Source organism: Flavobacterium cyanobacteriorum, from assembly GCF_002251835.1.
Lineage (GTDB): Bacteria > Bacteroidota > Bacteroidia > Flavobacteriales > Flavobacteriaceae > Flavobacterium > Flavobacterium cyanobacteriorum.
In genome coordinates, this window is the sequence record NZ_NOXV01000230.1 from 1 (window position 1) to 23502 (window position 23502).

19 protein-coding genes and 1 pseudogene are annotated in these 23502 nt (G+C 43.3%); 1 reads left to right on the forward strand and 19 read right to left on the reverse strand.

Going from position 1 to position 23502, the window contains the following annotated elements; genetic code table 11:
• Positions 1–553: 553 nt before the first annotated feature.
• The 5 genes and pseudogenes from CHU92_RS06250 to CHU92_RS06270 all read right to left on the reverse strand — a co-directional run bounded on the left by CHU92_RS06250 (position 554) and on the right by CHU92_RS06270 (position 4445).
• A complete protein-coding gene (locus CHU92_RS06250; protein ID WP_094413693.1) occupies positions 554–844 on the reverse strand; it encodes a hypothetical protein in 291 nt (96 codons plus the stop codon).
• Positions 841–939 (reverse strand): annotated as a pseudogene (locus tag CHU92_RS16090) (RHS repeat-associated core domain-containing protein); the annotation flags it as partial. The pseudogene CHU92_RS16090 and the gene CHU92_RS06250, both read right to left, overlap by 4 nt.
• An 83-nt stretch (positions 940–1022) precedes the next feature.
• Positions 1023–1682, reverse strand: a complete 660-nt coding sequence (gene tsaB, locus CHU92_RS06260; protein ID WP_094413695.1) for a tRNA (adenosine(37)-N6)-threonylcarbamoyltransferase complex dimerization subunit type 1 TsaB — start codon at positions 1680–1682, stop codon at positions 1023–1025.
• 7 nt (positions 1683–1689) lie between these two features.
• Positions 1690–2976, reverse strand: coding sequence for an efflux RND transporter periplasmic adaptor subunit (locus CHU92_RS06265; RefSeq protein WP_094413698.1), 1287 nt, complete (start codon positions 2974–2976; stop codon positions 1690–1692).
• Positions 2977–2978: 2 nt separating this feature from the next.
• Positions 2979–4445 carry a TolC family protein gene (locus CHU92_RS06270; RefSeq protein WP_094413700.1) on the reverse strand — a complete coding sequence of 489 codons (1467 nt, stop codon included), beginning with the start codon at positions 4443–4445 and terminating at the stop codon, positions 2979–2981.
• Positions 4446–4554: 109 nt separating this feature from the next.
• On the opposite strand from CHU92_RS06270, the gene CHU92_RS06275 reads away from it, so the two are divergent.
• Positions 4555–5946, forward strand: a complete 1392-nt coding sequence (locus tag CHU92_RS06275; RefSeq protein WP_094413702.1) for a DUF4403 family protein — start codon at positions 4555–4557, stop codon at positions 5944–5946.
• 2 nt (positions 5947–5948) lie between these two features.
• Here the strand turns inward: CHU92_RS06275 and CHU92_RS06280 are convergent, their stop codons facing one another.
• From CHU92_RS06280 to CHU92_RS06345, 14 genes are all read right to left on the reverse strand, one after another.
• Positions 5949–6167: a hypothetical protein gene (locus CHU92_RS06280; RefSeq protein ID WP_094413704.1), complete on the reverse strand. Its 219-nt coding sequence runs from the start codon at positions 6165–6167 to the stop codon at positions 5949–5951.
• Between the two features lie 10 nt (positions 6168–6177).
• The gene (locus CHU92_RS06285; protein ID WP_094413706.1) at positions 6178–6774 is read right to left on the reverse strand and encodes a DUF420 domain-containing protein; all 597 of its coding nucleotides are present in this window, start codon (positions 6772–6774) and stop codon (positions 6178–6180) included.
• On the reverse strand, positions 6774–7502 hold the full coding sequence (locus CHU92_RS06290; RefSeq protein WP_094413708.1) for an SCO family protein: 729 nt from the start codon (positions 7500–7502) through the stop codon (positions 6774–6776). Before CHU92_RS06290 ends, CHU92_RS06285 begins: the two co-directional genes overlap by 1 nt.
• Positions 7499–8161: a thioredoxin domain-containing protein gene (locus CHU92_RS06295; protein WP_094413710.1), complete on the reverse strand. Its 663-nt coding sequence runs from the start codon at positions 8159–8161 to the stop codon at positions 7499–7501. The genes CHU92_RS06290 and CHU92_RS06295 overlap by 4 nt, the downstream gene beginning before the upstream one ends.
• Positions 8162–8234: 73 nt before the next feature.
• Entirely contained in the window at positions 8235–8585 is a 351-nt protein-coding gene (locus CHU92_RS06300; RefSeq protein WP_094413713.1) for a cytochrome C oxidase subunit IV family protein, read from the reverse strand.
• Between the two features lie 18 nt (positions 8586–8603).
• Positions 8604–9578, reverse strand: coding sequence for a cytochrome c oxidase subunit 3 (locus CHU92_RS06305; RefSeq protein WP_094413715.1), 975 nt, complete (start codon positions 9576–9578; stop codon positions 8604–8606).
• Between the two features lie 43 nt (positions 9579–9621).
• Positions 9622–10200 carry a cytochrome c oxidase subunit 3 gene (locus CHU92_RS06310; RefSeq protein WP_094413717.1) on the reverse strand — a complete coding sequence of 193 codons (579 nt, stop codon included), beginning with the start codon at positions 10198–10200 and terminating at the stop codon, positions 9622–9624.
• 2 nt (positions 10201–10202) lie between these two features.
• Complete coding sequence (gene cyoE / locus CHU92_RS06315) at positions 10203–11105, reverse strand: heme o synthase (protein ID WP_207759814.1); 903 nt, start codon at positions 11103–11105, stop codon at positions 10203–10205.
• A gap of 232 nt (positions 11106–11337) precedes the next feature.
• Positions 11338–12081 carry a deoxyribose-phosphate aldolase gene (deoC, locus tag CHU92_RS06320; RefSeq protein WP_094413719.1) on the reverse strand — a complete coding sequence of 248 codons (744 nt, stop codon included), beginning with the start codon at positions 12079–12081 and terminating at the stop codon, positions 11338–11340.
• A 40-nt stretch (positions 12082–12121) separates the two neighbouring features.
• Positions 12122–12496 (reverse strand): VanZ family protein, encoded by a 375-nt coding sequence (locus CHU92_RS06325; RefSeq protein WP_129583020.1) that lies wholly within the window; start codon positions 12494–12496, stop codon positions 12122–12124.
• Complete coding sequence (gene gcvH, locus CHU92_RS06330) at positions 12486–12866, reverse strand: glycine cleavage system protein GcvH (protein ID WP_094413723.1); 381 nt, start codon at positions 12864–12866, stop codon at positions 12486–12488. The genes CHU92_RS06325 and gcvH overlap by 11 nt, the downstream gene beginning before the upstream one ends.
• A gap of 59 nt (positions 12867–12925) precedes the next feature.
• Positions 12926–20275: a T9SS outer membrane translocon Sov/SprA gene (gene sov / locus CHU92_RS06335; protein WP_094413725.1), complete on the reverse strand. Its 7350-nt coding sequence runs from the start codon at positions 20273–20275 to the stop codon at positions 12926–12928.
• Between the two features lie 3 nt (positions 20276–20278).
• Positions 20279–20860 carry a Holliday junction branch migration protein RuvA gene (gene ruvA / locus CHU92_RS06340; protein WP_094413727.1) on the reverse strand — a complete coding sequence of 194 codons (582 nt, stop codon included), beginning with the start codon at positions 20858–20860 and terminating at the stop codon, positions 20279–20281.
• A 49-nt stretch (positions 20861–20909) separates the two neighbouring features.
• Positions 20910–23207, reverse strand: coding sequence for an NADP-dependent malic enzyme (locus CHU92_RS06345; RefSeq protein WP_094413729.1), 2298 nt, complete (start codon positions 23205–23207; stop codon positions 20910–20912).
• Between the last annotated feature and the right edge of the window lie 295 nt (positions 23208–23502).

The following is a 23502-nucleotide window of genomic DNA, read 5'->3' on the forward strand; positions in this document are numbered from 1 at the left end:
TTCGTCAACCCTTTTTTATTTAACAAATAAGTTTAAACCACTTCTATGTATTAATTTTTTTTCCGAGAAGAAATCTATATAAAAAACTTTACCATTTTGATAATAATATTTTTTTTCTTCTTGGTTACTACATCCAACAAAACAGATATAGATAAAATATACAATTATTAACTTTTTTAATTTCATTATTTAATAATTAATGTGTCTGTACCTTGTATAAACAAATAACCTTTTTTCTATCCTCTTTTGTAGCAGGAATTTCCATTCCATATGTACCCATCCTTGGGACTCTAATATTAATAGTTTCCATGTAATAAAAGCTATTCATCTGAATATCTTGTTGATTCCTATCTTTTAGTGAGGAAGCAATTTCCAAATGAGTTGAAAAAAGATCAGATACAGATTTAAAATCATTTAAATTTTTAGAAAAATTGACATTATGAACTTTAGCACCGGGAGCCCAAGGAGAAGTAATTGTATTATATTACTTTCCATTCTTACCTATTGAACCTCCTATAAAATCACTAGTCATCTCTCCATCATATTGAACATATCAACTCTGTCTGTCAAAATATTCCCAGATAATTCCAAATATACTCCAATCAATACGACCTGAAGGCTTATTCAAAGGATTACAAGAAATTGCTTCACCATTTGTTCCTGAATTATTTACTGATTTATTTGCATTTATAACAACTTCTTCCATTTCCAAGTCAAAACCAAAATCTTCTTTTGGAACTGGTTTGTATTCCGGTTCTATGCCTAGTTTACCCTTAACCCAATTAACCGCTCTTGAAAACCAGCCGCCTCCGTCACCATCGCCTCCGCTTTCGACAGCACTCATCCCGTAGGTTCTACCAAATTGATAGGATTATTATAACAATACCCATAACCATCCATTGTTTTTTCAACCAACGGATCCACCGATATAAAGATACTTAATTTCGGGTCGTAATACCTGGCGCCGTAGTAGTAATTTCCGGTTTCTTCGTCATACTCCTAACCTGCACTGGAAGAAGTTTCTATTTACCCGCAATAAAATCTTTAAGGTAGTACGGCTCAAAATAGGCTACGTCCTCAAATTCCTGCTGTGTGAATTTTTGCCAGGATAAGCCTGCCATCATGGCTGCTGAAGGGTATAGCAGGCCATCATGATATTTAAAGCGCGAATCAGCCAGCAACGGCTTACATTTTGCCGCACCGTCGCCAATAAGGTGTACCGGCTGTGCATAAGGACTGAAAGATTCTTCGGTAATGATCTCTGCCCTGGTTTCTCTCAGCCTGTTGTAGGAAGCATCAAAAACAGCGCTATAGACTTCCATCCGCCTCGCATCAATAAGCGGTATAATAACACCCTCATGTACAATAAGGCTACGTGCCAGTATTTCAAGGGTATCAACAGCAATCAAAGGTATAGTAAGGGCGTAGCACAAGCCTTTAGCGGCCGAAACACCTATGCGGAGGCCGGTGTAGGAACCGGGGCCCATGCTTACTGCCACTGCAGAGAGCTGGTTAAAGGTGATATTTTCTTTTTCCAGCACCTTAGCGATAAAAACGTGGAGCTTTTCGGCATGGAGGTAGCCTTCACCCGCAAATTCTTCCAGGGCTGCCGGCACACCGCTTTTTGCTAAAGAAACCGAACAGTTTTTAGTGGCCGTTTCAATATTAAGTATATAGCCCATGCTATTTCTACTCCTTAGGCTTTACTTTAACCTTATCATTAGGGTTAAGCTCTTTGGAAACGATAGTATAAGGGCCAGTAATCACTTCATCTCCCTTTTTAAGGCCTTTTATTATCTCGATATTGGTATCATCCTGTATGCCTGTGGTTACGGGCCTCAACACTGCCACACCGTTTTGCCTGATGAATACGCATTCAAACTTTTTAGCTGTTGAAGTGCCTTCTTTTTCCTTTTCTTTTTCCTCAAGCTCCTTGATAACGTCTTTTTTGGCAGCCGTTGTATCGGTTTTAACCACTACCGCGCTTATAGGCACCGCAAGTATGTTTTCTTTCCTTTCAGTGATTATATCAACCGTGGCAGTCATACCGGGCCTGAAAGGGGAATAATTAGCGGGTTTCCCGGCGGTCATATCCGTGTACGATTCTTTCAGGATGCGCACCTTTACTTTAAAATTAGTAACCTGGTCTGCCGTAAGCGCCGTATTAGCAGAATTTGATATACTGGTAACTACACCTTTAAATTTTCTTTTCAGGTAGGCATCCACTTCGATCTCGGCGTCATCGCCAATCTCAATCTTAACAATATCATTTTCATTAACATCAACCTCTACTTCCATATTGTTTAGGTTGGCTACCCTTAATATCTCGGTACCGGCCATCTGCTGCGTACCCACTACGCGCTCGCCCAGCTCAGCATCAAGTTTTGAAATGGTACCGTCAACAGGTGAATATATAGTGGTACGGTTAAGGTTATCCCTGGCTTCGGTAACAGTAGCACTGGCGCTCTGCACATTGTAATATGCTGATTGTTTTGATGCCTGTGCCACTTCATAAGCCGAAATAATCCTGTCCCACTCGGATTTGGAAATCACCCCTTTTTCAAAAAGCTTTTTATTACGGTCATAATTTGCCTTAGCCTCTTTGAGCTGTGCATCGGCCTGGCTTAACCCGGCTTTGGCAGTTGACAGTGTGGCTGCGCTCCTGCTCACACCGGACTGGTACAGGTCGGGATTAACGCGTACTAGCAGATCCCCTTTTTTTACGGCCTGCCCCTCCTTTATGGGAAGTTCAATAATTTCGCCCGAAACTTCCGAAGATATCTTTACTTCAATTTCGGGTTGTACTTTACCGGTAGCGGAAACGGTTTCTGTAAGCGTAATTTCTTTAACTATGGCTGTTTCTACTTCTTTGCCCTCATCTTTTTTGCCTACCGCACCAGTTTTGCTAAGTACAATAAGGATAATAACCGCAACGGCTGTAATGCCTAAAAGGTAATATAGTGTTTTCTTTGACATAATTATTGTTTTTGAAAAAAAGGTATACCGAAATAGAATTCTAAAATTTTAACCCTGAAGATGAAATCGTATTTTGTGCGCAGCACTTCAGACTGTGCATTGACAAAAAGGGTTTGAGCCTGGTTAAGGTCAAATATATTGATTAGGCCCACTTCATACCGTTCTTTGGCATAATTAAAAGAGCCTTCCCTGGCTTCAAGTGTGGTTTGTGCGGCTTCGTATGCTTTGAGTGCGCCCTGCGCGTCAGTATAAGCTGTATACACATTGGTTTCTAAAGTAAGTTCCTGCTGCTGTAGGGTTATTTTAGAACGCTCAAGCGATATCTTGGCACGCTGTACATTGTTGCGTACCCTGAAGCCATTAAGCACCGGGATATTAAGCGAAACACCAAATGAGTGCCCCTTATTGTCATCAAACTGTTTCCAGAGAGAACTTGCGGAGCCGAGTACTGGCCTGAAATTTTGCTGTACGACAATTTCGCCTGTACTGGGCAGTACCCCTATGGGGCTGAAAGGCGTGTCAGGGTCAGGTATCACCCCTACAATACGATCGGCATAGGCCGCACGGGTATTAAAGCTATAAAATCCCTGTAATGTCGGCTGGTATGCCCCCCGGGCTATTTTTACATCTTTTTCCGCTACTGCTACATTGGCCCTGGCTATTTTAAGCTCAGTCCTTTGTTCTTTTGCTTTATCAAATATAGCCGAAGGCTGTTCCAGCAGTACCCCGGATTGGTCAATCGGATAGTCGCTGTCCACTGTGTCAAAGTCCTGGAAATTTTCCAGCTGCATAAGCTGCGCGAGGCTCAATTTTGAAAGCAGCAACGTATTTTCAGCCGCAATTTTTCGTTGGTTATCCGTTGCCACTGTGGCCTTAACATCAAGCAGGTCGCCCTTTGGCACCGAACCGGCATCAACAAGCTGCTGTACGCGTTCAAGCTGTTGCGTATCATATGCCAGCTGTTGCTGCTGCACTTTCAGGTTTTCTTTGTTAAACAATATCTGAAGGTAGGCATTAGCCACGTTAAGGGCAATATCTTCCTGCATTTTTAGCACCTGGTATTTTGCCGAAATCAGTGCCAGGTTGGCGCGCCGCAACTGGTTTATTTTCTGAAGTCCGTTATAAATATCAAGACCTACATTGAGACCGGCCGATGTAAACTGGGTAGTCTGGTTCTCGAGCAGACCGGTAGTGATATTCTGGTTAAGGCCTATGTTCCAGGAATGTGAAGCCTGTCCATTTATTGTAGGCAGGAAAGAACCCCACGCATCTTTCTTTGAAACTGCTGCGGTTTCCTCATCAAGCGTGGTGTTTTTTATGGATATATTATTTTTAATGGCATAATCAATACATTCCTGCAGCGTCCATTTCTTTGGCTGTGCAAAAGCACTAAAACCTACAAGGCATAGAGTGATAAGCAGGGCCTTACGTAATCTGTTTGTAATGGCAGGAACAAAATTTTTGAGCATTTTGATTATTATCTGTTTTTTAAAAAATAAAGGCAAAGGTAATGATAAGACTTTTAATGCCATAGGTTGTTACAATTTTAATTATAATTTTGCGCTGTAATTTTCGCAGATGAAAAAAATAAATGTTATTACCGCACTGCTCTGGCTAATGTTTTCAGGCTGTTCGTCCACAAAAAAGATTGAAGCGCTAAAGCCTGAACCAAGTGATGACAAGCCGGTTGTTTACCAGGCTACAACTTCGTTTATAAGTATGCCCGTAACAATTAGCCTTGCGGACATTGAGAGCCAGATAAATAAATCTTTTAATGGGCTTATTTATGAAGACAATAATCTTGAAGATGATAAGATAACTATAAAAGTATGGAAAACAGCCCCTTTCAAATTTACCGAAGATAAAGGTGTTTTGCAGGCTGTTGCACCCATAAAAATTAATGCAAATATTAAATACGGTACTTCTGCCATGGGTATTGACCTGTATGATACCCGTGAATTTGACCTTGACGGCATTGTAACCTTCCGCAGCACCGTAAGACTATCAAACTGGAAACTTTCAACCCAAACTTCCATTGAGTCTGTTGAATGGAATGAAAGCCCTACTGTTACCATTGGCGGTAAAAAGGTGGCTATTACTTATATTATTAATCCTGCGGTAAGGCTTTTTAAATCAAAACTTGCGGGTAAGCTGGACCAGGCACTGGCCAAAGTAACCGATTTTAAGCCAAACGTGCTTGACGCACTGGAAAAACTGAGTACACCGCTGCTTACCAGCGAACAATATGAGTCATGGTTTGTACTGAAGCCTATTGAGCTTTATGTTAGCGATGCTGTTCTTTCTAAAAGCAAAATAACCATGGATATGGGCCTTAAATGCACAATGCAGACCATTATAGGCCAAAAACCAAAAAGTGCGTTCAAACGTGAAGAAGTGGTATTGAAACCCGTAAGCAAAATGCCGGATAATTTTACCGCAGTTATTGCTGCTGTATCAACCTACGAAAGCGCGTCACGCCTGCTGACTAAAAATTTCCAGGGGCAGGAATTTGCATCAGGTAAAAGAAAAGTTACGGTACAAAAAGTTGATTTGTGGTACAAAGACGGGAAAACCATCATTGCACTGGAACTTACAGGCAGTGTTAACGGCACTATTTACCTTTCGGGATACCCTAATTACAACGCAGTTACGAAAGAGATATATTTTGACCAGGTGCAGTATGTGCTGGATACTAAAAGCCTGCTGATGCGCACGGCCAACTGGCTGGCTGAGGGCCTGATCCTGAGAAAAATACAGGAAAGCTGCCGCTACTCCATCCAGCCTAACCTGGAAGAAGGCAAAAAGAACCTGCTCCCCTACCTGAAAAATTATTCTCCCATAGCCGGCATTTTTATTAATGGCAAACTTAACGACTTTGAATTTGAAAAAGTAGAGGTAACAGACAAAGCCATAATTGCCTTTATTAAAACATCAGGCACCATGGACATAAAGGTTGACGGGCTGAAATAGTACTAATCTACCGCTTTATTTCTGCTCCTTAACCTGTACACCGCAAAGCCAACCAGGCCCACAAGCAGGTAGGGAAATATCATGAGGTAAACGATTCCATCGTTTACTGATTCCGCTTTTATGCTCCCATTGCTGCTTTCAAGTGCAGCCCTGCACATGGCGCATTGCGCATGGCCGGCAATACTGAGCAAAAGGCACCCTGCTAAAAAAATCCTCTTCATTATACTCCGGTTAATGTGCGTAGTATGGTGATATCATAAGATAGACTATAACTCCTGTTATGGCTACATACAGCCACATAGGGTACGTAATACGGGCCAGCTTTTTGTGTCTCTCAAAGTTGTTTGTAATAGCCCGTACGTATGTTATAAGTACAAAAGGTATTATTACTACTGACAGGGCTATATGCGTAAGCAGGATAAACAGGTAAACGTAACGCATGGCGCCTACTGCTGCCTGTTCTGCAGCTGACAGTACCTGGTCATGGTCCGTATCGCCAAATTTTGTAGAGTCAGCGGTCATGTGATAGGCCACATACATAGCAAGGAACATTACTGAAAGGCTTATGGCAAATTTCATAAGATTTTCATGCAACCTACGGTTTCCTCTCCTTACAGCCATAACGGCCACTACAAGCACAACAGCCGTTACGGCATTGATGCCCGCATAGATAGGTGGCAGGAACGAAAGCGGCTCAACATTGTACCCCAGATCCTTCAGCTTAACCCCAAAGAGTAACGCCACAACCAGCGGTATAGCGACTGACAGCAGTATAATCCATTTATTATACTTCTTTTCGGCATCATTTGTATTAATAGTATTTTCCATTATTCTTCAAGTAGTTTTTTAATATCTTCTTTAATAGCCACAACGCCGGGCCTGTATTTTCCGGCCAGGTCTTCTTCTATACCCTCAGGGTCATTATAATTTAGCCCCGTGTAATAAAATATGGGATTGCCATTTTTATCTTTCCGGCACCTTACCTGCCCATTCTTGTCAATTAGTGCAAAAAGGCCGCTGTGTTCAAAACCTCCTGCTACTTTTTTATTTTCCCCTGCAAAAATTTTAAAACCCTTATTGGCAAGGTCATAGATGTACTGCTTTTCACCTGTTAAAAAATTCCAGTTTGGCGATGTAACCCCAAGCTGTTTTGCATGATCCTTAAGCACCGCAGGCGTATCATATTCAGGATTTATGGTAATTGACGCTATCCCGAAATTTTTGTTGCCAATGAAAGCTTTTTCAATATCAAGCATGTTCTGGTTCATCACCGGGCATATTGAAGGGCAGGTGGAAAAAAAGAACTCTACAACATAAACCTTACCCTTATAAAAGCCCTGCGTAATGGTTTTGCCATCCTGGCTGATAAGGCTAAACTGAGGAGCTTTACCAATAACTTCAAGGCCCGAGTCGCGCCCTGTTGTTTGTTTATTAACATTGAGCCGGTCATTTTGTATAACATTATTATTCTTCAGCCGGTCAATAATTTTTGGTATGAAAAGTATCCCGAAAATTAAAATTATAAATGATATGCCTATATAAGACTTGTTCTTCATATCTGCCTTTTACTATTTTTGCCGTCAATGTTCTTCTTCAGGGCAAGCCTGTACTCCCGAAGCACTATTTTTACATCATCAGTCATTTCGTTGTGAAGCTCAGCCGCAGAAAAAGTATTGTAGCTATCCCTGTATTCTTCCTCACCCTTTTTATTTTTGCCTTTCCTTCCCCTTAGCGACCTTTCTTTATCAATAATAAACACGTCAAATGTGCCGTATGCCTTATCAAGCCCGCTGTCAGCCTTTAGGGAGCTGTAAAAACTTTTAATTTGCGCGGGTTGCAGGTAAACAAATTTCCATCCCGATATATCCGCCATTGATTTAAGTTGGGCAGTAACGCGTTCCACATCGGCCTCAATGCCTGCCGGGGCAATCATTACCAGCTGAAAATCATTAAAATCTTTATACTTGGCATAGATTTTCTGGTTAAGGTTGAACAGGCTTTCTTTTTTCCGGGGCACATCCTTACCTATAAAGCCTAAAACGGTAATTTTCCCTTTTAGCCGTACAGGTTCCGTTACGGAAGTTGTATCAACGGGAAGCTCACTGACTTCTTTTGTTATAACAGGCAAAAAAAGAGAGTTGTGCTTTGCCAGCGAAAAGTAAATATACAGCAACAAAGGCAGGACAAGCAAACTGAGAAGTACAAGCTTTTTCATTTACCGGTAGGGGAAAAATTTATACAAAAATAAAAAAAAGGCAGTTAATAACTGCCTTTATGATAATGTATCCTTAAAAAATCCATTTATAATGAGAGGTCAGGAATACTTTATAAATATAATTACCTTCTATAAGAACAATAAGGACCAGATATGCTATAAGGAAAACGAGCGGGGCTACTACCGACCAACGTAAATTGGCTTTTTCGCCTTCCAGGTGCATAAATGCCCACATAATGTAATAAGCCTTTGCCAGCGTAAGGATAATGAATATCCAGTTGAGCAGGTGCATGCCTAAAAAATCATTATCAACTAAAAACCCGGGCCTGATTATACCTAAAAATACCTCAACTATGGTAATAACTGATAACAGACCGAATACGTACCAGATTCTTTTTGTATTTGATTCGTGTGTATGTGCCATTTATTTTCTTATTAAGAATTATACAAGGTAGAAGAATGTAAATACGAACACCCAGACTAAATCTACAAAGTGCCAGTACAAACCTACTTTTTCAACCATTTCATAACTTCTCCTCTTTTCATAGGTACCCAACAATACGTTAAAGAATATGAGGATATTGATAAGTACACCCGAGAATACGTGGAAACCGTGGAAACCTGTAATAAAGAAGAAGAAATTGGCAAAGAGCTTATGCCCGTATTCATTCCTCACAAGGTTAGCGCCTTCCACCACATATTGAGCCTCAGCAAGCCTTGCCAGTGACTCCTCGCGGCTTAATATAGTTTTTTTCTTTTTATCGTTAAGCTTTTCTGTCCTCACTAAAATGTTAGGGTTAGCCTTAAAGCCTTCAACCACTTCCTGGACAGTGTAGGTAGGCAGTGACGGGCCGTCAACAAACCACACTCCGTTGCTCCTTGTTTTCTGAACCATTTCGACAGGCAGGTCAGCTGCAAAATCAGCAAGCTTTACCCTTTTTCCACTGGTGTCAACAAACTGGAGAATAGAACCTCCCCTTGTTTCTATGGCACCATATTCGCCTTTGATAAAGTTCTTCCATTCCCATGCCTGTGAGCCTACAAATATCAGACCGCCTACAATAGTGAGCAGCATGTATATAGCTACTTTGGTTTTTTGCATCTTGTGGCCTGCGTCAACAGCAAGCACCATGGTTACTGAAGAGAAGATAAGGATAAAGGTCATTAACGCTACGTAATACATTGGCGCATCAACACCATGCATAAACGGGAAATGGTTAAAAACCTCATCGGCTATAGGCCATGTTTCAATAAATTTAAACCTTGAAAAACCATATGAAGCAAGGAAGCCTGAAAATGTAAGAGCATCGGAAACAATGAAGAACCACATCATCATTTTACCGTAACTTGCTCCCATAGGCTCATTCCCTCCGCCCCAAGTTTTGCCAGTAGTAGCTGTAGTAACTGTAGCTGCCATATAAAGTTATTAGTTAAAAGTGCCCAAATTTACGTTTTTTCTTTTAAAAGAAATAGAAAAATAAAAACAAATAAACCCACAAAATATCTAAAAAATGCCAAAACATTGCACCCAACTCTATTCCAAGGGTTTGTGAAGGTTTATATTTTTGTTTAAAATGATTATAAATTACTACGAGCAAAACAATAAGCCCGGCAACAAGGTGGGCAAGATGCACAACCGTAACAATGTAAAGGAACGATGTGGTAACCGTGCTTTCGGGGCCTGTAAAAAAATAGCCTGCCTTAATAACTTCACCAAAGCCAATGAACTGGCAAACGACAAAAAATATGCCCAAGACAAGGGTAGCCGCCAGCATAGCTGACGTTGTGCCCCTGTTTCCTTTTTGTATCGCTGTTTTAGCAAAATGAAAAGTTATACTGCTCAGGATGATTATGACTGTACTTACCATAAAAGCAGGCGGTAGTTTAAAATCATTAATCCAGTCAGGCCTTGAAGTGCTTACTACATAAGCGCTTGTGAGGCCGGCAAACATCATAAACATACTGACCATGCCAAACCACAGCATCATTTTCTGAGACCTGGCTTTCTTTTCATAATGTTCCTTTAAAGACATTTCCATAATTAACTGATAAATTTATCTATTACATAAATTACCTGCAATAGTGATATGTAGGTAACACTTACAAGCATTAGTTTTTTGGCTGAGGCAGCATCCATATACTTGTAAAGCCTTACGGCATAAACAAGCATCCAGAGGCCAAGCAGAAGAACGGCTATAGCCGAAACCCATGAGAGATGGAGCTGGCCGGTGTAGCCGGTAGCAGGCAATAGGGAAGCCAGTATAAGCCAAATTGTGTAAAGTATAGTCTGCAGTGCTGTCTTTTTATCCTTTTTACCTGTAGGCAACATAAAGAAACCGGCCTTTTTATAATCATCAAACAAGAACCAGCCTATAGCCCAAAAGTGGGGAAACTGCCAGAAAAACTGTATAAGGAAGAGTGTGCCTGCTTCTATGCCAAAATCATTTGTAGCTGCAACCCAGCCGAGCATAAAGGGAATAGCACCCGGAAAAGCACCTACAAATACTGCCAAAGGGGTGATAGTTTTTAAAGGCGTGTAAACGCTGGTATATAAAAAAATTGAAATGGCCCCAAACATGGCTGTTTTAGGGTTAATGCTGTATAGTATGGCTATACCGGCCACCGTGAGTACCGCGCCCAGCCAAAATGCTGTTTTTGGAGACATTTTACCGGACGGTACAGGACGGTTTTTTGTCCTGTCCATTTTAGCATCAAGGTCTTTCTCTATTATCTGGTTAAACACGTTTGAGGCCCCTACCATGCAATATCCGCCTATAATCAGCAGGATAAAAGTAAGCCAGCTAAACGTATAAACATCAGAAACACCCAGGAGGTATCCTGCCGCAGACGAAAAAACAACACTTATAGCCAGCCTTGCTTTTGTAATTGCCGTAAAATCTGCAAAAAGCGACCTAGCCGAAATGGTTTTATCTGAAGCGTTCAAAGTAATTTTCATGGTTTCATAAAGGTGCGGCAAAGATACTGCAAATTAGCATTCCCTCAAAAACAAGGTTTTAAAATAATTTACAATTTTTACTGCCTGCACGCAACCTTTTTAAATGTGGCGCATCTTAGTTGTAAAAAGCTTCATTTAGGTTATTAATTGTTGCGAAAAAGAAAATTGCGAAAGATTGCTATGAAAAAGAGGCCTCACAGTATTGTGAGGCCTTTTTATGTCAATAATTTCCCGAAGCAGCCTGCCCTGTAGCGATTTCTTTTGCCGATGAAGTACCTATGCGTTTCACCCCAAGCCGTATCATTTCAACAGCCTCCTTGTATGACCTCACCCCACCGGCTGCTTTTACCGGTAATGGGAATGAGTTTTCCAGCATCAGCTTCACGGTTTCGATGGTGGCACCGTTGGGTTTACCATTTTCGGTTACATAAAATCCGGTTGATGATTTTACAAAAACTGCGGCGTAATCATCTTCGCCAAAATGGCTCAGCACACAGTTTTTAATCAGGGCGCAGAGCTGCACTATCTCATGCCCGTTTAGAGCCGCAACCTCAATAATCCACTTCACGGTTTTTCCATTATCCCTGCAAAGCCGCGTGCATGCTATCACCTCCTTCCTTACTCTTGCGGTATCACCCTGCCGGAAAGCTGTATAATTAATCACAAAATCAAGTTCGTCTGCTCCGTCGCTAATTGCTTTTTCCGCTTCAGCGAGCTTTTCTTCAAGTGTCCCTGTGCCGAGGGGAAAATCTATAACCGTCCCTACAAGTACTGACGAGCCTGCCATAGCAATTTTATCCTTTGCAAGTGCCACATGCTCAGGGCGTATCATTACCAGCTTAAACTTTTCTGCAACAGCTTCCCCGATTACAGATAAAACTTTATCAATGTCCTGCTCCCTGCTTATACCGGCCTGTAGCGCCGTTTTCAGGTAAGTAGAATCCAAGTACTGCTTGATGTCCATGTGATAAAAATAAATATCCCCCAAAAACCGGGGAAAAGTATTATTTAATTTTTGAGAAAAGCCACAGGCAGATTATGGCAAGGGTGCTTCCTCCCATATTGGCAGCGATATCAACCATGTCAGCTGTCCTACCTGTTGTAAAAAGCCACTGGCACAGTTCAATACATGCACCATAAATAGTAGCAAGGATAAAAACAGTAAGCCTGACCCTGCTTTTAGCCCGGTTTTTTAACCTTTGAAAAAACAGATACCAAAAAACCGTAAACAGAAAATAAAAGCAGAAGTGCACAGCCTTGTCCTTGTACCTGAAATTAAAGGGATCGACATTACTGAGGGCATCCATGCTTACCAGGCAGGAAACAGTTACAAAAACTGTCCAGAAAAACGCGGGCCAGAAATACTTGTTAAGCTCCAATTAATTCTTTGTATTGCTCGCTTGTGAGGAGTTGGCTTTGCTCTGAAGCATCTGATATGCGTACTTTAACCATCCAGCCTTCACCATAAGGGTCAGCATTTACTTTTTCAGGGCTGGTTTCCAGTCCGTCATTAAATTCAATTATTTCACCGGAAAGGGGCAGGAAAAGGTCTGAAACTGTCTTAACAGCCTCTACCGTACCAAACACCTCATCTTTTGTAAGTACCTGGTCAAGTGTTTCAACTTCAACATAAACTATATCACCCAGTTCTTTCTGTGCAAAATCGGTAATGCCTACAATGGCTGTGTCACCATCAATCTTAACCCACTCGTGGTCTTTGGTGTACTTTAAATCTGCTGGAATATTCATTGTTGATTTATTTTTGGCAAATGTATGGTTTTATGAAAATATATATAAATCTTTTATCATTAATTTCCAAAATTATACCTTATGGTAAAACCCGAACGGATATTTGTCAATGGAAACGATGTGGATATTACCGCCTGAGAGAACGAATGGTCGTAATAAAAAATAGCTGTAAGGTTTTTACTGAAAGCATAATCGGCCGTAAACTTAACCGACCAAATATTCTGGCCGCCACCCAGCTGGTTATTATCATAGTCGAGATAGCGGATTATCGTTTGATTCTGCCTTAGCGTAAAATCCGCCCTCAGGTTAATATCGCTTTTGATAGTGTTGGTAGGATTATCCGCGAGCCTTGAGTTTATAACCACGTCTTTTACCCTGTAACCAAGGCCTATTATGTATTCATTCCCCTTAACTTCTGTGAGCAGGTTATTGTCAAAGCTAAGGTTCAGCGTCCTGTCCTTACGCATTTCGGCCAGTACTTTTACGGAGTTTTTCATCTCAAAATCTACACGGATAAGTGGATTAAACTGTTCTGTAAGGTTGATGTTGGAAATAATATTCCTGGTATAGAAGTTGCCAAAGCCGCCATTATCCTGGCCGTTAGGGTTACGGTCGTATTCAAAATTTGACCGGTAGGCATTGATATTATAGGATGCCCTGTAACTGTGCTGTATAGAAAAACGCTTAAACCGTTCTTTAAAGAACGTATAGCGCATGAGCCCGGTGTATTTTATGAGCCAGTTAGGCAGCGGTATATTCCTGAAAGGGCTTGTTGATACCTTTGAAGCGTCCTGCCCTGAATAAGCTGCCAGGAATGAAGGGAGGAGGACTGCCTGGCTGTTGCGCCCGAAGCCAACAGGGTATCCGGCATTGGCGGCAGCGAAATCACTGGCCGGCACACCGGGATCACCATATCTGGGGAAGTTAGGCGTGCCATATTTTTCAGTAGCCAGCCTTTCGGCAATTACAAGCCTGTTTTCCCTCATTTTATTAAATGCTTCAGAATTATTGACATCGCTTGCGCTAAATGATGTCTTTATGAGCAGGGTTGAAATCTGGAAATTCCCCGAGTCGTAAGGCGAACGTGAATTGTACTGCAGCTGCCCTGTAGCACCGTCAAAACTCACATCAAACTGTTCGGAAAAGTTGTTGGAGTAGCTTCTGTCTCCAGTAAGGTCAATCTTCAGGTCCGGAAAAAGATCTACAGATGCGGCAAGTTTTAATGTAGATGTTGTTACCTGAGTGAAGTTCTGGTTGAATTCCGGATAATTGGTCAGATAACCATTCCTGGCCGCTTCATACCTTACATCAGCATCCTGGCTGCCAAGTACAAAGCCCAATGTAGGTTTAGTGGTGCCAAAAAAACCGGGGGTTTGTGTAAATCCGGGGAGTGATGTACCATTATTCTCCGTATAGTCAATCTGTATGTTTTTAACGCTGGTAAGCACCCCTATAAGGCCGTTTATAAACGCATTCCCTTCTTTAGCCACAGGCTGCTTTGGCTGTACCTTTTCACCCGGCTTGGGAGGCGCCTTCGGGGCTGTGTTTTTTGCTGCCGGCTTCTTAGTCCCGGTAAGGCCGATGTACTTGTACAGCAGGTCCATATTTAATGTGGTATTGAGCCTGTGCACATTAGAGTTCTGTATCACATTGCCCAGATTGTATGTAATACCGTTAATATCTGTATACGTGGCGAGGGCATCACTTGAACGCTGCCAGTTAAAATTACTCGTATAGGTATAAGTTGATTTTATAAAATTAAAAACAGGCAGCTTATTGATGGGCAAGTCATAATTAACCACCAGCTGCTGGGTGTGCTGGTTAGCTTCACCAACATTCCAGAAATCATCCCAAATGGTATATTCCTGTACCGGTACCCCGTTTTCGTCCAGGTAATTCCGGACTATATTATTGGTAGATGCCTGATAGTTGAACTTAAGCGATTTTGTAAGGTTATAATTAAAGCCATACTGGTAATTAAAGAAATAGTTCCTCCTGTAAAGCGGGTCAATAGGAATACCGTCAACATCTACGTTCCTGAACTGCTGCCTGTTGTACTGCCTGATAATGTTAGAACTGAAAGACAGGTTTGATGGCAGATAATTAAAATTAAACTCACTGATAGGTTTCCAGTAGCCACTCTTCTTGAAGAATTTTGACTTGCTAAAAGGCTCTACTGGCTTATTCTGGAAAGAATAGTTGTAGTCTACCGTAGTCCTCAACTGCTGGTCAAGTAACGCCTCTATTTCGTAGTCATGGTGTTCCATCTCGTTGAACGAGTAGGAAACGGTAAGGTTTTCAGGATCGTAAATCCGCTGTTTCTGCTCCGGTGCCCTTTCCTTTTTCACCCCTATGAAATTAATGCTTTTCCTCTTGGTATAGTCAATAGCCCTGTTCCTGAGGTTTTCGCGTTCTGCCTGGTCCTGTGTTACATCAAGTAACTGGTCAAGTCGTATGTCCTGTTGGAAAGGGTCATATTCGGGAGTTATTATTTCCTCACCCACCGAATAGTTAAAAGGTATGGTCATACCCCATTTTTTAGGCAAAAGCTTGCCGAGGCTTAGATTAGTCACAATATCGTACTGCAACACGTCTTCACGGCTGCGTTCCTGCGGAGCCTGCTCAATGGTTCCGAAGCCTATAGTACTCATCCTGCCGGTAGCTGATATGGTAGCAAAATCTGCCAGGTTGGTGTCCATGTTGGCTACTGCGGCCATACCGCCCCTGTTATCAAGGTCGGAGAGGCGGAGCTCATTGAACCATACTTCGCCTCTCAGGCTCCTGGCACCGGTGTCGCCAACTCTGTAGCTGTTCTTAACGCCGAGCATTATCGTACGCACCAGCCCGAAGTTAGGGTTACCTTTAATACCTATTATCATCCTTGGATCGAGCGATGCGTCAAGCTGGCTGGCATTCATATAGATAACCCCCTGCGCATCAGGCGTACCGGCTGTGCCCTGCAGCGCCATAATCTTTAGCTTGGTAAGCACTTCAAGCGGTACATTGATTTCATTGGCAGAAGGCCAAACCTCTTCGGCTAATGACTGTGTCTGCCCCGTTACCTTCATGCTGAGTTCAATCTGATAAAAGTTTTCAGTAAAGTCATTGCCAAAACGCAGGAAGCCCCTCATTTCATCATCGAGTAGCGGCGCGGTTTCACCGGGTGCCGGTAGCGCTTCGGCATGCAGGAACATCCTTAGTTTTTTGTACTGGCGCATGTCCACATTAACATTTTTGAATACCGCCCTTGAGTCAGCAGGTTCAAGCCCACCCGAAGCCGAACCGTCAGCTGAATATACACGCAGTGAAAGTGACTGCTCATTTTGGTTAATCACAGCATTATTGTTAAAAAGCTGTTCCCGCTGTACGCCCGGGGGAGATATATAAGGTATAGGCTGCCTGTCGGCATTCTCCTGAATATTAACAGCTGTCACATCAAAGCCTGTATTGTCAAGGGCATTTTGCGTATTATCTTCATTAGGGTCAAGTGAATTTACAAACCTCCTGAATTCTCCGCGAACGAGGTCAAGCGCGCCAAAACGAAGGGTTACCTCCCGCCTGAAGCCCGTCATTAACATCCTCATAAAACGTACGGAACGTATACTGCTTATACCACCTACAGTTTCCAATCCGGGTGCATCTATTGGTATCTTGTACAAAAGCCAGCGCACCGGTGTAGTACCGCCTCCGGGGACTGATACATCGAGGCGCTTTTCATCAACTACATAGCCCTGCCCCACCTGTACGTTGGGTATGATAGGCACCAGGTACCTGTAGTAGGCATCAATGGTGTTCATAGTATTGTCGCGGTTTACGTCCTCAGTATCCGGAATAGTGGTAGAGCCCCTGTTATTGCTGGAGACATCAATAGGCGAGTTGCCATCGACGTTGTTGTAATTCTTGTATCGGTCCAAAATATTACCTGATGCCGCAAGGAAAAACTGGTAGTTATCCGCGGCAGGGTCTGGCTGCCCTGCATAAGGTGTACCGATACCTTCCTGGGTATCAGGAAGGCCATCAAGACCCACATCCTGTACGCTGCGGTTACCTCCTTCTGTATCAAAGGCATATATAAGCGACTGTGATACCGGAACCCTTCCCCACTGAGTAGTAAAGGTTGGCTGTGTGCCGCCTGCCGTTGGCAGCCCGTTTTCATACTGCTTACGGTTATCTTTAAGTATATCTTCTGAAATTTCGCCTAAGTTTATTTCAAGTAATCCGGTATTATCAGGTGCGTTAGCATCGCCAGGGTTGCCAACAAACGGGTCCATTACCCAGAACTGAATGTATTCAACATTGGTCTGCTCGAAGTTTGTTGAATTTATAGCCCTCATAATACCACCCCAATTATTTACTGCCTGTGCTTCGCTGAAACCATTGCCGGAAGCCGCGAGGGGATTAAAGTTATAAGGCCCACGCTCCTGTGGGTAATAAGAAAGGTCTAGTGTATTTACAACCGTGGTTTGTCCGGGCACAACATCGGTAAGCGGGTAAAGCTCGTCGAAATAGACGCGCCTGGTGCGGTTTGAAGCTACATCATCATCACTAAGCCCGGACGGCCTCTGGTTGGTATAAAATGTGGGATCTATACTATACCATGCCAGTTTGGCCCTGTTGTAACCGTACTCAAGATTATCTATAGGAGGAATATTGTTCTGAAAGATAGTGACAGGCGCGCTTGAAAGCGACCATGCCTGCGCCCCACGCATATCAATATTGGTCTGCGAGCCTTCAAAATCATCTACATAAGTAGTGGCTTCACCGTTAAACTGGTCTGCTTTTGACGCACCGGGTTTAAGGTAGGCTACCTCTCCCCTGAATGAGAAATTAGATGGTACATCAGTATCAATATTTGGCAATTTATTTACAAGCCTGGTGAAAAACGGCACTTGTGTTGTGTAGACGCCGTTAAGGCCAAATATGGTGTTGCGCACGGACTCCTGCCCATAATTTGTTTTTTGTGTAAAAGGCCTTTCAGACATCTGTAATACTGTACCGCCTAATAAAAATTTATCAGAAAATTTGTGTTCAATGTTAAAGCCCATAAAGCGCCTGGTCTGCTGGCCAAAAACCGCATTATTCTCCACAGACACCTCAATAGGTGTATTGGAAGCCTGCAGGGATGGATCAAGTATCTGTACACGCCCAAGCTGGTAATTTACTGTATAATCCACTCCTTCCACGAGCTGCCTGCCCCCTGCCGTAACTACAACCGAGCCTTGAGGGACGTTGAATGCCCCGAGTGAAATACCGTCGCCGCCGGTAGATTTGAAGCGCCCGCGCAACTGGAACTTGTTCTTTTCGCTTTGTTGCAATGCATCAGCCTGTGTACTCTGGTACATCCTGCGGTATACATAGCGCCTTTGGTTGGGGTTATAGCTGTTTTCGGTAGCGTCATCATAAAAACCACCGGCATTATCATTATCAAGTTTTTCAAAAAGATATTCCCCAAAAGGCTCCACTGTAGTGAATATAAGGCGCCCACTCTGGGTATCCACTGTAATCCCTGGGACAAAATCAAAGAAACCGTCGCCGTCCTGCTGCGGGTCATTAGTAAAATTCAGCCTGTCAACATTAAAAACACGAAGCAGGGGCGTTTCAGCGACACCCTGGGGTAGCGGCAGCGACGAACCCGGTGCCGGTGTTATATAGTTTAATGGCGATGGGTCGGTATACAATATGTTGAACCTGAAATCTTCCTGTGATAACTGGAATGCACCGGGTATCTGGTAAATGTTCTTCATCATGAGGTCCCATACAGGCTCATTCACATTAACCAGGCTGCTTTTGAGCATCTTTAATATAAGGCTTTGTGTAGACACATTTGCCTGGTTGGGATTTGGAGTGGGATTAGTTCCGTTTACTACAGTAGCATCTACGCCATCAGTACCGAACTCCCCTACCTGGTACACCTGGTCGCCCACTGTAAACTGATAAGCAACGGCAATAACTTCATCATTAGAGAGCCTTTGGTTCAGAGATATGTACCCCAGCTGCGGATGATAGGTATATTCATTAGGCAACAGCTTTCGTGCATTTTCCAGTTTTGCATAATCACGACCTTCGCTGGCATCGAGGCCATTGGTAAAGCTGGCACCGGTAACAGTTACAATTTCCCTTACGGAAGGCGACAGGAAACTGCCGGCCTGCCCTATTATCTCGGGGTTCAATGCGTTATTTCCATTATCGGGCGGGGCATCAGGGCCTACGCGGAAAAAACCGGCCGGCGCAGTACCTGAACTCGCAAAACCTATCGCCTCCTGCGTAACATCGCCTGCGGGCCCATTAGCAGTATAACGGATGGCCTGTGCCTCGCCTAAGTCCTGTATAGCAAGGACATTCCGGGAATTGTTGTCGTTAGGGTTTATCCTGTTCTGCCTGTTGGTAACCCATACTTCAATACGGGTAATCTGCACGCGGCTGTCTATCTGCGGATAACTACGCAGCGCATAGTCATACCGGTTCCTGAAATACTGGGAGAGGAAAAAGTGCCTGTCGGCATCATATTCCAGCGCGAATAGCGAAAAATCCTGTATTGTACCGCCACCCTGCGCGGTTACAGTACGGGTTTGGGATTTCTGTTCTGAATATACTCCGGTAAAGGTCGTTTTGCCAAACTGCAGCTGTATCTTGGCACCAAAAAGGCTCTGCGCGCCCCTGATGAGTGAATTGGACAGGGGAAAATTCACGTTACCTACTTCAATTTTCTGGATGATGTCATCTTCGGTAGGGGTATATTCAAGTTTAATAAGGTTCTGGAAGGCAAAAGTAGATTCGGTATCATAATTGGCATTGACAGCAAGCCTGGTACCTACTTTACCCTGAAGGCTCATACTAATCCGCTGGTCAAAATCAAAAGTAAAAGTACGACGGTTCCTTGGTGAGAGCGAAGGGTTGTCCTGCTTTGTATAGCGTATTCCCAAGTCCATCTCCACAGAACCCTGGGGTTTCACGTCAATGGTATTACCTCCAAAAATGGTTTCAAAAAGGCTTGAGTTGACATAGTAGCGCGGCAAAAGGTTCTTTTTCTGCTGCTCGCTGCCCGCTTTTTTTCCATCAATGGCTGAAGATTTTTCCTGGAAATAGTCCCGCATTGACTCCCTCAGCACAAGTTCTTCATATTCCTCCGGCGTAAGTATTATAGGATATGTTATGTTGAATCCCTCAAACGTATTAGTATAAATATAGCGGTTGGTTACGGGGTCATAAGTATATGCCTCTACAATGCTCCTCGGGTTGGCTATTGCTACCTTTCCCTGGTTATAACCTTTTACGGTATCCTGTGCTTTTTGCAGGGCCTCCTCTTCCTCGTCTACCTGGGCCCGGGCAACCAGCCCGAAAAACAGGAAAAGTATAGAAAAGGCATGATTGGATTGTATGCGGAATATATTGGGGTAATCAGTTCTCAAGGACTATAAATTTTTTAATGCTTGTTTAATAATGGTTTCAACATTGGCACCCGGCATATCTTTAACAACCTTATCAACTGCTTTTTCAGCTAATTTTTTGTTAAAGCCTAAAACCTCCAAGGCAGATAACGCTTCATCTTTATTTGTATTGTAGCCCGAAACAGAAACTTCTTCCAAATCATACAGTTTTAACACTTTATCCTTCAGGTCAAGTATCACCCGCTGCGCTGTTTTACTGCCTATACCCTTTATAGATTGTATTGCAGCAACATTGCCTGATGCTACAGCGCCAATAACCTGCCTCGGCTCCATAGATGAGAGCATGGTGCGGGCAGTACCCGCGCCTACACCTGACACCGAAAGCAGGAGTTTGAATAGTTCACGCTCTGCTTTTTCCATGAAACCATATAAAACGTGGGCATCTTCTTTTACAAGCAGGAACGTGTAAATTTTAATGTTTTCAGCATCGGGTAAGAGGGAATAAGTGTGCAGTGAAATATTTACCTGGTAACCCACACCGCCGCACTCCACAATTATCTCTGTTGGTGCCTTTTCTATTAATTTCCCCTGAAGATGTGCTATCATACCTGACTATTAAATGCTTCCAAAAATAGAAAAATTCTTTAATTAAATGTTAAACCTGTTTTTTAGCCATTTTAAGGCGCTTTTCTTTTTCCTGTGCATCCACTACTGCAACGGCCGCCATGTTAACCATTTCTTCTACACTGGCGCCGAGCTGGAATATGTGTACGGGTTTGTCCATGCCCAGCATTATTGGCCCTATGGAGACTGCTTTATTAAGTTCTTTTAATAATTTATATGTGATATTTGCCGATTCCAGATTAGGGAAAATAAGCGTATTTACTTTTTTGCCTGAAAGTTTTGAAAAAGGGAACTTGCTCTTGAGCATATCACCATTAAGCGCAAAGTCGGCCTGTATTTCGCCATCCACTACCAGGTCCGGATAATTTTCGTGCAGGTAGCTAACAGCTTCCCTTACCTTATGGGCACTTTTATCAGCGGATGAACCAAAATTAGAGAACGACAGCATGGCCACAATAGGCTCCATGCCAAACATCCTAACTGTACGTGCCGTCATTAAAGCAATCCTGGCCAGATCCTCTGCTGTAGGGTCCGGATTTATGGCTGTATCAGACAAAAAGATTGGCCCCCGCTTGGTAAGCATCATGTTGGTAGTTGCTATCCGGGTAACACCGGGAGCCTTGTCAATAAGCTGCATTACAGGCTTTACTGTTGACGGGTAGCTGCGCGAATATCCTGTGACCATGGCATCGGCATCGCCTTCATTTACCATCATGGAAGCAAAATAATTTCGCTCCCGCATCCATTTCTGCGCATCAAGGAGGTTAATACCCCTTCGCTGCTTCTTTTTCCAGAATACTTCTGCATAGCGGTTGCGGCGTATGTCTTCCTCAGCTGTTTTTGGGTCTATGATTTTAACTTCGGCATCAAAACCAATTTCTTTTTTCAGTTCGTTAATTATATCTTTATTACCCAGCAGTATTGGTATGCCTATCTTATCTTCCATAACTATCTGGGCCGCTTTAAGCACATCAAGATGATCGGCTTCAGCAAAAACAATCCGCTTGGGGTTTGTTTTAGCCCGGTTGGTCAGCAGGCGTACCATTTTATTATCGTTGCCAAGGCGCTCCAGTAGTTCTTCGGTATATTTTTCCCAGTCAGTTACAGGCTGCTGTGCCACGCCACTCTGCATGGCTGCCTTTGCCACCGCCGGGGCCACTACGGCAATAAGCCTCGGGTCAAAAGGCTTAGGGATGATATAATCGCGCCCAAAGTTGAGTTTTGTTTCACCATAGGCAATATTCACCTGCTCGGGCACCGGCGCTTTTGCCAGCTCAGCAAGCGCGGTTACGGCTGCCATTTTCATAGCTTCGTTAATCCTGGTAGCCCTTACATCAAGCGCGCCACGGAATATATAAGGAAATCCCAGCACATTATTCACCTGGTTAGGATGGTCTGACCGGCCTGTAGCCATGATAACATCTTTGCGTGTGGCAATGGCAACGTTATAATCAATCTCCGGCACCGGATTTGCCATCGCAAAAACGATTGGATTAGCCGCCATACTCAGCAGCATTTCCGGTGTAAGGACATTCCCTACGGAAAGCCCCAGAAAGACATCTGCGCCCTTAACAGCCTCAGCCAGGGATACGGCACTTCCCTCTTTGGCATATTTTCTTTGCAGGTCCGACAGGTCGGTCCGGCTGTTTACCAGCATGCCATCTTTATCAAACATGATAATGTTCTCAGCCTTGACGCCCAGCAGCAGGTACAGGTTAGCACAGGCCAGCGCGGCAGAGCCCGCACCTGATACTACAATTTTAATTTCATCAATATATTTTTCGGCAAGTTCCACGGCATTGAGCAGTGCTGCCGAAGAGATTATGGCGGTGCCATGCTGGTCATCGTGCATGATAGGTATGTTAAGCTCTTCTACCAGCCTGCGTTCAATTTCGAATGATTCGGGCGCCTTGATGTCTTCAAGATTAATGCCTCCGAAAGTGGGGGCTATGTTTTTTACCGTTTCAATGAATTTGTCAACATCCTTAGTGTCCACTTCTATATCAAAAACATCAATATCGGCAAAGATTTTAAATAAAAGGCCTTTTCCTTCCATCACGGGCTTTGAGGCTTCCGGGCCTATATCGCCCAGGCCCAGCACGGCCGTACCGTTTGATATTACTGCCACCAGGTTGCCTTTGGCCGTGTATTTGTATACGTTGTTTACATCTTTGGCTATTTCAAGGCAGGGCTCGGCAACACCAGGAGAATACGCCAGCGAAAGGTCGCGCTGGGTTGCGTATTTTTTGGTGGGTACCACCTGTATCTTTCCGGGATGCGGCTTGGCGTGGTATAAAAGCGCTTCCCTTCGTTTGCTGTACTGATTCATCTTATGGATTTGCTTAATTTACAGAACCCACAAAGTTAAACCTATGAACGGAATTCGGAAATTTTTAAGCTTATTCTTTGGCAGAAAAATCAATTAAATTTTCAAAAGTGGTACTGCTGCGGCATGATGGAAGGGTAAAACTGCCCCCTAATGGCTTACGACGTCCCCCAGCTTACCGAATGATATGGCTGGCCACGCAACCTTTTTGGCTCTAAAGCCAGAGGCGTTTTTATTTATTCTTTTAAGAATTTTTTTTTAGTACACGACAAAAAATATAATTGATTAAAAATCAATA